10 protein-coding genes and 2 tRNA genes are annotated in these 11,307 nt (G+C 35.9%); 6 read left to right on the top strand and 6 right to left on the bottom strand.

Going from position 1 to position 11,307, the window contains the following annotated elements:
* Positions 1-7: 7 nt before the first annotated feature.
* Both PND65_RS08700 and PND65_RS08695 read right to left on the bottom strand, forming a co-directional pair.
* Positions 8-259, bottom strand: a complete 252-nt coding sequence (locus tag PND65_RS08700) for a NifU family protein (RefSeq protein ID WP_015535209.1) — start codon at positions 257-259, stop codon at positions 8-10.
* An 18-nt stretch (positions 260-277) separates the two neighbouring features.
* Positions 278-739, bottom strand: coding sequence for a divergent PAP2 family protein (locus PND65_RS08695; RefSeq protein ID WP_015535208.1), 462 nt, complete (start codon positions 737-739; stop codon positions 278-280).
* Positions 740-834: 95 nt separating this feature from the next.
* Between PND65_RS08695 and PND65_RS08690 the strand changes: the two genes are divergently transcribed.
* The 4 genes from PND65_RS08690 (at position 835) to PND65_RS08675 (ending at position 7,827) form a co-directional block, all read left to right on the top strand.
* Positions 835-2,106, top strand: coding sequence for a glucose-6-phosphate isomerase (locus PND65_RS08690; RefSeq protein WP_087319210.1), 1,272 nt, complete (start codon positions 835-837; stop codon positions 2,104-2,106).
* 165 nt (positions 2,107-2,271) lie between these two features.
* Positions 2,272-5,817 carry a pyruvate:ferredoxin (flavodoxin) oxidoreductase gene (gene nifJ, locus PND65_RS08685; RefSeq protein ID WP_271991583.1) on the top strand — a complete coding sequence of 1,182 codons (3,546 nt, stop codon included), beginning with the start codon at positions 2,272-2,274 and terminating at the stop codon, positions 5,815-5,817.
* A gap of 165 nt (positions 5,818-5,982) precedes the next feature.
* Positions 5,983-6,864 (top strand): YitT family protein, encoded by an 882-nt coding sequence (locus tag PND65_RS08680; RefSeq protein ID WP_022355915.1) that lies wholly within the window; start codon positions 5,983-5,985, stop codon positions 6,862-6,864.
* 75 nt (positions 6,865-6,939) lie between these two features.
* Positions 6,940-7,827 (top strand): putative manganese transporter, encoded by an 888-nt coding sequence (locus PND65_RS08675; RefSeq protein WP_049940508.1) that lies wholly within the window; start codon positions 6,940-6,942, stop codon positions 7,825-7,827.
* 86 nt (positions 7,828-7,913) lie between these two features.
* Here PND65_RS08675 and PND65_RS08670 read toward each other — a convergent pair.
* From PND65_RS08670 to PND65_RS08655, 4 genes are all read right to left on the bottom strand, one after another.
* Positions 7,914-8,001: transfer RNA gene (locus tag PND65_RS08670), tRNA-Leu, on the bottom strand.
* Positions 8,002-8,007: 6 nt separating this feature from the next.
* Positions 8,008-8,081 (bottom strand) — tRNA-Cys (locus PND65_RS08665).
* Positions 8,072-8,542, bottom strand: a complete 471-nt coding sequence (locus tag PND65_RS08660; RefSeq protein ID WP_271991587.1) for a nucleotidyltransferase domain-containing protein — start codon at positions 8,540-8,542, stop codon at positions 8,072-8,074. The genes PND65_RS08665 and PND65_RS08660 overlap by 10 nt, the downstream gene beginning before the upstream one ends.
* 362 nt (positions 8,543-8,904) lie before the next feature.
* Positions 8,905-10,089: an acetyl-CoA C-acetyltransferase gene (locus PND65_RS08655; RefSeq protein ID WP_087319236.1), complete on the bottom strand. Its 1,185-nt coding sequence runs from the start codon at positions 10,087-10,089 to the stop codon at positions 8,905-8,907.
* A gap of 188 nt (positions 10,090-10,277) precedes the next feature.
* Between PND65_RS08655 and PND65_RS08650 the strand changes: the two genes are divergently transcribed.
* Together PND65_RS08650 and PND65_RS08645 are read left to right on the top strand one after the other, a co-directional pair.
* A complete protein-coding gene (locus tag PND65_RS08650; protein ID WP_271991589.1) occupies positions 10,278-10,928 on the top strand; it encodes a response regulator transcription factor in 651 nt (216 codons plus the stop codon).
* Positions 10,925-11,269, top strand: coding sequence for a hypothetical protein (locus tag PND65_RS08645; RefSeq protein WP_271991591.1), 345 nt, complete (start codon positions 10,925-10,927; stop codon positions 11,267-11,269). The genes PND65_RS08650 and PND65_RS08645 overlap by 4 nt, the downstream gene beginning before the upstream one ends.
* The last annotated feature ends 38 nt before the right edge of the window (positions 11,270-11,307 follow it).

The raw sequence follows: 11,307 nt of genomic DNA, 5'->3' as shown, positions 1-11,307 counted from the left end.
TCAAGATTTATCCAACAAGGATAACATCGCGAATGCCAGGGACTTCATCCATTAATAGAAGCTTGATTCCACTTGAGAAATCCTCTGTTGCCATCATACATCCAGCACAGGCTCCTCTAAAAGCAACATAAACATAAGCATGTTCATCAATACCTAAAAGTTCAATGTCACCGCCGTCATGTTGTATATAAGGACGAATCTTATCGAGGCATGCTTCGACTGCCATGCCATCTGGCATTTCCATTGTTTCTTCAGCCATAGTTTCAACTCCAATCTATTAAAAAATCAAAGGTGTCAATAGTAGTGGTATGATCAATCCAACAACGAATCCACCGACTACTTCGATAAATTTATGACCCAGAACACTTTTAAGTTGTTCCTGATAAATCGGTTCATCGAATTCAATCAGAGAAGCTTCTTTTAAATCATCAACCAGTTGTTTGACCAATTCAATATTTTTCCCTGAATAGTATCGCACATGACAGGCATCATACATTACTATAAAGGAAAAAATTGCCGTGATCGCAAATAATGTCGAATCAAATCCTTCCTGAATTCCTACAGCCATGGACAGTGCAGTGACTGTCGAACTGTGGGAGCTTGGAAAACCACCACTGGCAATGACCCAGTGAAGATCCCACTTTCCTGACTTGAAATAATAAACGATCGTTTTACCTACCTGTGCAACAACATTGGCAAGCAATGCGGATACAAGAGGGTAAAGTGCTGAGGGGATCATATGTTTCACTCTCCTTAAACATTATGTATTATAGCACACAAAATTAAAAATCGTGGTATAATTGCATTGAAATCAAAAACCGGAGGTAGATTAATATGATTCAGTTAGATCTAAATCACGCTCATTTAAAAGAAAATGTGAAAGATTATCAGGAACAAGTCGTATCAATCGATAAACAGCTTGTTTCTAAAACTTGTCTAGGCAATGATTTCATTGGCTGGATGACTTGGGCAAATGACTATGATAGAGAAGAGTTTGCCCGTATCAAAGAATGTGCTAAAAAGATTCGTGAAAACAGTGAAGTTTTCGTTGTATGTGGTATAGGTGGTTCATATCTTGGAGCGCGTGCGGCTATCGAAATGATCAATGGTCTTTATGCAGATAAAAAACCAGAAATCATTTATATGGGAAATACATTCTCAAGCTCATATATTGCACAGGTAATGGACTATATCAAAGATAAAGAAGTAACGGTTAATGTTATTTCTAAATCAGGAACAACAACGGAAACAGCTTTAGCATTCCGTATCTTAAAACAATTTATGGAAGAAAAATATGGTGATGAAGCTAAGAACCGAATTATTGCCACAACGGATAAAGCACGTGGAACTCTAAAAGCGCTTGCAACTAAAGAAGGTTATGAAACTTTTGTGATTCCAGATGATATTGGTGGACGTTTCTCAGTTATTACTCCTGTTGGATTATTACCTATTGCCGTAGCAGGTATCGACATTGATGAACTTATGAAAGGTCTTCATGATGGAATGGGAGAATATGGTGATCCAGATTTAGATAAAAACCCAGCATATCGTTATGCCGTAGCTCGTCGTATCTTACAAAATGAAGGATATGATGTTGAATTATTTGTAAACTATGAACCTCAGATGCAAATGGTTGCTGAATGGTGGAAACAATTATTCGGTGAAAGTGAAGGTAAAGATGGAAAGGGTATTTTACCTGATTCTGTATGTTTCTCAACGGATCTTCATTCTTTAGGACAATTTGTTCAGGAAGGAAAGAAAGTGTTATTTGAAACAAATCTTTATGTAGATAAACCAATGATCGATGTTACTTTCCCTAATGATGAAGCCAATGAAGATGGTATGAATTATCTTGCAGGAAAGAGCGTTGACTGGGCAAATAAAATGGCGGCTCAGGGAACATTGATGGCACACGAAGAAACAGGTGGTGTTCCAAATATCTTGTTAACAATGCCGGATATGAGTGCATACAGTTTTGGTAATATGTGCATGTTCTTCTTTAAAGCAATCGCAATGACTACTTTGATGAATGACTCAAATCCATTTAACCAGCCAGGTGTTGAGGTTTATAAAAAGAACATGTTTAAATTATTAGGAAAAGAATAGTTAATTTTGGTACAGCATATGTTTGCTGTACCAAATTATTTATTAGTTAGCTATGTTAAACATAATTAACGTTAAAAATGAAATTTTCCTTTAAAAACGCTTTCTAAAATCGTATAATAATACAGGTATAGTTTTACTAATCAGGATAAGGAGGACAAAGTTATCATGCCTAGAGCAAAACAATCAATGGATGGTAATACTGCTGCGGCTCACGTTGCCTATGCGTATACTGAAGTTGCTGCGATTTACCCCATTACACCATCTAGTCCTATGGCTGACTCTGTAGATCAGTGGGCAGCTGCTGGACAGAAGAACATTTTCGGAAATCAAGTTGTAGTAAGTGAACTACAGTCTGAGGCTGGTGCTGCCGGTGCCGTTCACGGTTCTTTGGCTGCTGGTGCTTTGACAACTACATTTACTGCATCACAGGGATTATTGTTAATGATTCCTAATATGTATAAAATTGCCGCTGAGCAATTACCATGTGTTTTCGATGTTTCTGCACGTACTGTTGCAACACATGCATTGAACATCTTTGGTGATCACAGCGACGTTTATGCATGTCGTCAGACAGGTTTCGCAATGCTTTGTGAAACAAACCCACAGGAAGTTATGGATTTATCTCCAGTAGCTCACTTAGCTGCTCTTGAAGGTAAAGTGCCATTCATCAACTTCTTCGATGGATTCCGTACATCTCACGAAATTCAGAAGATCGAAAAATGGGACTATGAAGATCTAAAAGAAATGTGTCCAATGGATGCAGTTGAAGAATTCCGTAACCATGCTTTGAACCCAGAACATCCAACAATGCGCGGTTCTCATGAAAACGGAGATATTTTCTTCCAACACCGTGAAGCATGTAACTCTGTTTACGATGCATTACCAGCTGTTGTAGAAAAATACATGAACAAGATCAACGAAAAATTAGGAACTAACTATGGTCTATTCAACTACTATGGTGCTCCAGATGCTGATCGTGTAATTATCGCAATGGGTTCAATCAATGACGTTGCAGAAGAGGTTATCGATTACTTAACAGCTAAAGGTGAAAAAGTTGGTTTGATCAAAGTTCGTTTATATCGCCCTTGGTCTAGCAAACACCTATTGGCAGTTCTTCCAGAAACAGTTAAGAAAATTGCTGTTCTTGACCGTACAAAAGAACCTGGTGCATTAGGTGATCCATTATACTTGGATGTTGTTACAACACTTCGTGAAGCAGGATTGGATACAATCAAAGTTTGTGCAGGTCGTTATGGTTTGGGTTCTAAAGATACTCCACCATCAAGCGTATTTGCCGTATACACTGAATTGTTGAAAGATGAACCAAAACCTCGTTTCACAATTGGTATTGTCGATGACGTAACTTACTTGTCATTGCCAGAAGTTAAACCAGCTCCAATCACTTCAGCTCCTGGAACTGTAGAATGTAAATTCTGGGGACTTGGTGGAGATGGTACTGTTGGTGCTAACAAGAACTCAACTAAGATCATCGGTGACCATACAGATAAATATATTCAGGCATACTTCCAGTATGACTCTAAGAAAACAGGTGGTATCACTATTTCTCACTTACGTTTTGGTGATAACCCAATCAAATCTCCTTACTACATCAACCAGGCTGACTTCGTAGCTTGTCATAACCCTTCTTATGTAGTTAAAGGATATAAGATGGTTCAAGATGTAAAACCTGGTGGTGTATTCATGATCAACTGCCAGTGGTCTGATGAAGAATTAGACAAACATATGCCAGCTGAAGCTAAGAAATATATCGCTGATAACAACATTCAGCTATATACTATTAACGCAATCGATAAAGCAATCGAAATTGGTATGGGTAAACGTACTAACACGATCCTTCAGTCAGCATTCTTTAAATTAGCTAACATCATGCCTATTGATGAAGCTGTTCAATACATGAAAGAAGCTGCTAAGAAATCGTATTCTAAAAAAGGTGATGCAGTTGTAGAAATGAACTACAAAGCTATCGATGCTGGTGTAGATGCAACTCATAAAGTAGAAATCCCAGCTTCTTGGTCAAATCCAGAACCAGATGCTGCACCTGCTCCATTAAACGGACGCCCAGCTACTGTTAAGATGGTTCAGGATATCATGAATCCAGTTAACATCATGAATGGTGACAGCCTTCCAGTATCTGCATTCAAAAACAATGCTGATGGACAATGGGAAACTGGTGCTGCTGCTTACGAAAAACGTGGTACAGCTGTTACAGTTCCTGAATGGGATGCTACTAAGTGTATCCAGTGTAACCAGTGTGCATTCGTATGTTCACATGCTACAATTCGTCCATTCATCCTTGATGAAAAAGAAGCTGAAGCTGCTCCAGAAAATATCAAACTTGCAGATTCTAAACATGCCCCAGGTATGAAGTATACTATGAGCGTTACTCCACTTGACTGTATGGGATGTGGTGAATGTATCACTGTATGTCCAACAGGCGCTATCAAGATGGTACCTCAGGAATCTCAGGCAGATCAGCAGCCAGTATTTGATTACCTAGTAGCTAATGTAGGTAAGAAGAAAACAAACTTTGCTGATAACACAGTTATCGGTTCTCAATACAACCAGCCATTGTTAGAGTTCTCTGGTTCATGTGCAGGTTGTGCTGAAACTTCATATGCTCGCTTAGTAACTCAGTTATTCGGTGAACAGATGTATATCTCTAATGCAACTGGATGTTCATCAATTTGGGGTGGACCAGCTGCTACATGTCCTTACACTGTAAATAAAGATAGCTTACAGGGACCAGCTTGGGCTAACTCTTTATTCGAAGATAACGCTGAACATGGTTATGGTATGCATTTAGGACAGAAAGTATTGCGTGAACAAGCAATCACTAAATTGTCTCAGATGGCAGAATGCGAAAACGCAACTGAAGAATTCAAAGCTGCTTATGATAAGTTCATGGAAACAAAAGAGGATACTCGTGCTAATGCACCAGCTGCAAAAGCATTGATTTCTGAACTTGAAAAGGCTGCTGAAAATGGATGTGAAGATGCTAAAGAAGTATTAACTAAGAAACAGTATCTTGCTAAAAAATCTGTATGGATCTTTGGTGGAGATGGTTGGGCTTATGACATCGGTTTCGGTGGACTAGACCACGTACTTGCTTCTGGTGAAAACGTAAACGTAATGGTATTCGATACAGAAATGTACTCAAATACTGGTGGACAGGCATCTAAAGCTTCTAACATTGGTGAAGTTTGCCAGTTCGCTGCAGCAGGTAAAGAATTGAAGAAAAAATCACTTGCTGAAATCGCTATGACTTACGGATATGTATATGTAGCTCAGATTGCTCTTGGTGCTAACCCAGCTCAGGCTATTAAGTGTATTGCTGAGGCTGAAGCTTACGATGGACCATCATTGATCATCGGTTATGCTCCATGTGAATTACACGGTATCGCTAAGGGTGGTATGAACCACTGTCAGGATGAAATGAAGAAAGCTGTTAAAGCTGGTTACTGGAACTTATTCTCATTCAATCCAGATAAGAAGAAAGCTGGACAGAACCCATTCACATTAACTTCAAAAGAAGGTGACGGTTCTTATCAGGAATTCTTAAATAACGAAGCTCGTTACACTCGTTTAGTTAAACCATTCCCAGAAAGAGCTGAAAAACTATTCAGTGAATCTGAAAAGGCGGCTAAAGAACGTTTCGAACACTTACAGAGACTTGTTGAACTTTATAAATAAGATCTGTTATTAAAGAGGAGTTGAAACTCCTCTTTTTTTAAATTTTCTACAGTTTAAAAACAACATTTCATGATTTGTATACAAATGTAAAAAAAGTTAATTTTTTGATTGAAATCAAAATTTTATAGGTCTATAGTGGAATGGTGTCAACAAGGAGTTGTTAATATGTTAGATACATTGAAAGAACTTCAAAAACAGAAAAAGATCCGTTTTTGTATTTCCGTATTTATGGTTACCTTGAGTGCTTTTGTTCAGGTGTATATCATGCAGGTATTTATGGAACCTTCAAACCTTTTATCGGGAGGTTTTACAGGTATTTCTTTATTGATAAATAAGATTTTGGCACTTGTTGGAATTAATTTTCCGGTTTCTGTAGGAATTATCTTATTAAATGCACCAGCGGCTATCTTATGTTATAAATATGTTTCTAAACGTTTTACTTTCTTGAGCTGCCTTCAATTTGGTCTGGTTTCATTATTCCTGGAAATATTCACCTTTGAACCCTTTATCGATGATCAGACTTTGAATGTGTTATTTGGTGGTCTTTTATGGGGCTTCTCCATATCTTTAGCTTTACGAACTGGTGGTAGCACTGGAGGCACTGATTTTATAGCTCAGTTTGTTTCCAACAAGATCCATAAAGGTATTTGGGATTATGTATTTGCGTTTAACTGTTGTATGTTGGTCATATTTGGAGCTATCTTTGGATGGGTTCACGCAGGATATTCAATTGTATTCCAATTCTTGTCTACAAAGGCGATTTCGAGCTTATATCAGCGGTATAATCAAGTTACAATAGAATTTATTACCTCAGATCCAGATCCTGTGATTGATGCGTTTATGGCAGTTGTACGACATGGTATGAGCGTTTTTGAAGGATATGGTGGATATAGTCAAAGAAAGATATATTCATGCAAGGCTGTAGTGAGCAGTTATGAAGTTCACGATGCGATAGAAAATGTTCGAAAAGTCGATCCTAAAGTTATCGTTAATACGTATCATACCGCAAACTTCTATGGAAATTTTTATCAAAAACCAATCGAATAGGCGAATGCCTATTCTTTTTTTTGAGCTTTTTGCTTTTCATTTTTAAAGATTTAAGTAAAATATAATGGTTGAGAGGTGATTGATATTATCTTACATTTATTATCACATACATTTGAAGATACATGGTTAACGTTTCCTATCTTACTAGTTACATATATAATCATTGAAATATTTGAAAGAAGACCTTCTAGTAATGATGATCGTATCTTCTTTCTATTACAAAAACTCGGCCCAGTTCTTGGGGCCTTGTTAGGATTGTTGCCACAATGTGGTTTTAGTATTTTGGCCGCCATGTTGTATCTTCAAAAGAATATAACACTTGGAACCATGCTTAGTGTCTTTATTGCCACTAGCGATGAAGCCATTCCTGTCTTATTATCTAATCCGGAAATGTATTCTACATTACCGATATTGTTGATCTTAAAATTTGGTATTGCAGTATTGGTTGGATATATTGTAGATTTTATTTTTAAACCGGATATTATTAAGTTTGAAAATATGGAAGAAGAGGATATTGATGAAGAGGATTATGAAGAAACGGCTGTTGGATCCAGTTGTCCTTGTTGTTATACACAGTATCCTTTAATCGTTAGTGCTTTACTTAGATCTTTAAAAATATTTGCATTTATTTTTGTTACAACATTTATTTTTACAGGATTAATCGAATGGATAGGGGAAGAGAATTTACAAGCTTTCTTGTTGACTGATTCTGTTTTCCAACCTATTTTTGCAGCTGTTTTTGGCTTTATTCCAAACTGTGCTGCAACGGTCATACTTTGCCAGTTATACATAGCTCAGGCATTGAGTTTTGGATCTTTATTGGCTGGATTAATTACCAATGCTGGATTGGGAATCTTAGTGTTAATCCAATATGGAGCTTCTAAAAAAGAAATATTTAAAACAATTGGTATATTATTTTTAGTAGCGATTATTTCTGGCTTTCTATGTATTATTTTTGCATAGAAAGCTTTTTTGTATTGACATTAAATATATAAATGAATGATATCAAAAAAATCCATCATCGATAGATGATGGATTCATTTATTAGATGGTGGGGACGGTGGGACTTGAACCCACACGGGATTAACTCCCAACGGATTTTAAGTCCGTTGCGTCTGCCTATTTCGCCACGACCCCAACGTTTGGAGGTTCCGACCGGATTTGAACCGGTGATCACAGAGTTGCAGTCTATTGCCTTACCGCTTGGCTACGGAACCAACTGCCTTAATATAATATAATATATACACAATTTTCGCAAGTATTTTTTACAAAAAAAGATATATTTTTTAAAGTGGTAAATTTTGACAATAATGTTTCTTATCAATGATGATCTTATACACCCTTCAGTTAATACTTTTTTTGTACCAGAATCTAAAGTTAAAGAAATCCATGAAGGATCCACGATTCCAAATTCAATCTCATTTTCATCTTGATACCAAACTCGAATGGATGTACAAGTACCATAACATTCTATTTTGGAATTACATACTATCCCAAAGTATTCTATAAAACTTTTATCATGTACCAAAAATGATTTATTACTTGAAATAATCATAATATCAAAATCTGAGCCCATAATATTTGTTTCCGTTGCGACTGAACCTACGACAAGAATGCATTCTATATCCGATGTGTGCTGACCAATTTCTTTTAATTTTTTAAAAACTTGTTTATACAAGATATCTTTCCTCCATACTTATATAAAATAGCTTATAAAAAACTACTTCACGAATGACTCTTTAAATGAGTTGTTGATAATAGAAGAAAAGATAGCCCTAAAAGTAAAAATGTTATACCAATTGTTGTATTCCCATCTAAAAAGTTCATAAGAGCTACAAACAAAATACATATTGAAGATAACAAGAAACATGTAAAAATAAATTTTTCTTTATTCTTCTTTATCATAATATCGTCCTTAAAATCTAATTTGATTTTATCACTTTATTGAAAAATTGATTATTAATATCTTTAAAAATATAATTATTAAAAAAGAAGAAACTCAATTTAGAGTTTCTTCTTTACTTTTATTGGGAAATTTAATTAGTCGCGTTCAACGATTGTAGCGCAACCCATTCCTCCACCGATGCAAAGAGTAGCTAAACCTTTCTTAGCATCGCGTTTCTGCATTTCATGTAGTAGGGTAACTAGGATACGGCATCCAGAAGCACCAACAGGGTGTCCTAATGCGATAGCTCCACCGTTTACGTTAACTTTGCTCATATCAAAGTTAAGGTCTTTAGCAACAGCAACGCTCTGAGCAGCGAAAGCTTCGTTTGCTTCAATTAGATCCATATCATCTACAGTTAAACCTGTACGTTCCATAACTTTTCTTGTAGCAGCAACTGGTCCGATACCCATAATTTCTGGTTCAACACCAGCAAGAGCACCATCTACCCAAGTAGCCATAGGTGTGACGCCTAATTCTTTAGCTTTTTCTTCGCTCATTACTACGATTGCAGCAGCTCCATCGTTAATACCTGAAGCATTACCAGCTGTAACCAATCCGCCTTCTTTACCAGAGCAGCAACGAAGTTTTGATAATATTTCAACAGTTGATCCAGCACGAGGGCCTTCGTCTTTCTTAAATTCAACGATTTCTTTTTTAACTTTTACTGGAACTGGAACGATTTCATCATCGAATTTTCCTTCATTCTGAGCTTTTTCAGTTTTCTGCTGGGAATTAGCAGCAAATTCGTCTAATTCTTCACGAGTCAAACCATATTTATCACAGATGTTTTCTGCTGTGATCATCATATGGTAATGATTGAATGCATCAGTTAATGCATCATTAGTCATTGTATCAATGATCTTAGCATCATTCATACGGTAACCGAAACGTGCTTTTGTAAGTGCATATGGAGCCATTGACATGTTTTCCATACCACCTGCTACAACGATATCAGCCATACCAGCTTTGATCATAGCTGCAGCCTGGTTAACACAGTTAAGACCTGAACCACAAACAACGTTTAATGTAACAGCAGGTACTTCAATAGGTAAACCAGCTTTGATAGATGCCTGACGAGCAACGTTCTGTCCCTGTGCAGCCTGAATAACGCATCCCATCAAAACTTCATCAACTTGTTCTGGTTTAACACCAGCGCGATTTAAAGCTTCTTTGATGACGATAGCACCAAGATCAGCTGCAGGTGTATTGCTTAGAGCACCGCCCATTTTACCAATAGCAGTACGACAAGCACCAGCTAAAACAATTTTTTTACTCATTTTCATTTCCTCCATTATTGAGATAAGTAAATTATCTTACACACATGACTTTATCACAGGTAACTCTTAAAATCAATGAACAAATTATTTTTTTCACAAGTTAAAATCATCTTTTTTTTAACAACTTAATAATTTCATTTTACATAATATGTTTCTTAATAATAAAATGTTTATAGAAGGAATTTATTATGAAAATATTAATTATTGAAGATGATAAAGAATTGGCTTACACATTAAAAGATATCCTGGAACATAATGCTTTTGATGTCATGATATGTTTTACATTTGAACAAGCTTATCAAGAATTAAATAGAGCATATGACTGTTATCTAATAGACAATCGATTGCCGGATGGATGTGGATTAGATTTATGTAAATTAATTCGAGAAATTACCGATGATCCAATTGTCTTTATTTCTTCAGATACAAATGAATCAAGTATTTTAAAAAGTTATGAATTTGATGCAGATGATTATATTGAAAAACCATTTCGTATAAAGGTTCTTCTAGCAAAAATTCAATCTGTTTTAAAAAGAGCAGGGAAATGGAATCAAACAATCTCACTTAACGATTCAATATTAAACTTAAATCAGCAAACACTTACAATTGAGGAAACAACTTTTTCGTTATCTATTAGCGAAGTTGCTATCGTGGAAAGTTTATTTTCAAAATATCCTAATTATGTAAGTCGACAAGATTTGACAAAAGCTATTTATTCAAAGACCAATCATGAAACATCTTTAGCTACTGTAAGTACACGAGTTTCTGAATTAAATAGCAAATTAAATGGTAAATATATTGAAAGTTCTAGAAATAAAGGATATAGGTGGATCTTATGAAAAAAAGCTATAAATTACTCATTCCTCTAGCTATCATACTATTTTTGATCTTATTCTTTCTACTTCTTTTGGCGCATGATTATTTAAATCAGATGATAACGATTGCGACTGCCAAAGACCCTTTATATTCTCTTTTTAATAAGCCTGATCAAACAACAATTATTCATGCATATGATGAATTAGATAATCTTGGATATGGGCAAAGTGGAGTGACATATCTTTTTATATGCTTATTCAAAAATACATATTTTTGTTGCATTATGATCTTGATTTGTTTAATCTTTTTTGGCTTTTTATTCTATTTGAGTATTCCAATGGTTGAGAGCCACTTCGTCCAATAGAGAGAGCCAGCCAATCCATTGGAGTGAGCCATAGAATC

The sequence above is a fragment of the Faecalitalea cylindroides genome (assembly GCF_028321995.1).
In the GTDB taxonomy this organism is placed as follows: domain Bacteria; phylum Bacillota_I; class Bacilli_A; order Erysipelotrichales; family Erysipelotrichaceae; genus Faecalitalea; species Faecalitalea cylindroides.
The sequence above is the reverse complement of the archived record's forward strand: the minus strand, read 5'-3'. Positions and strand labels throughout refer to the sequence as shown.

What these genes read in the sequence shown, in the direction of transcription:
- PND65_RS08700 (WP_015535209.1), bottom strand. Translation starts at nt 259, where the DNA reads ATGGCTGAAGAAACAATGGAAATGCCAGATGGCATGGCAGTCGAAGCA.
- PND65_RS08695 (WP_015535208.1), bottom strand. Translation starts at nt 739, where the DNA reads ATGATCCCCTCAGCACTTTACCCTCTTGTATCCGCATTGCTTGCCAAT.
- PND65_RS08690 (WP_087319210.1), top strand. Translation starts at nt 835, where the DNA reads ATGATTCAGTTAGATCTAAATCACGCTCATTTAAAAGAAAATGTGAAA.
- nifJ (WP_271991583.1), top strand. Translation starts at nt 2,272, where the DNA reads ATGCCTAGAGCAAAACAATCAATGGATGGTAATACTGCTGCGGCTCAC.
- PND65_RS08680 (WP_022355915.1), top strand. Translation starts at nt 5,983, where the DNA reads ATGTTAGATACATTGAAAGAACTTCAAAAACAGAAAAAGATCCGTTTT.
- PND65_RS08655 (WP_087319236.1), bottom strand. Translation starts at nt 10,089, where the DNA reads ATGAGTAAAAAAATTGTTTTAGCTGGTGCTTGTCGTACTGCTATTGGT.
- PND65_RS08650 (WP_271991589.1), top strand. Translation starts at nt 10,278, where the DNA reads ATGAAAATATTAATTATTGAAGATGATAAAGAATTGGCTTACACATTA.
- PND65_RS08645 (WP_271991591.1), top strand. Translation starts at nt 10,925, where the DNA reads ATGAAAAAAAGCTATAAATTACTCATTCCTCTAGCTATCATACTATTT.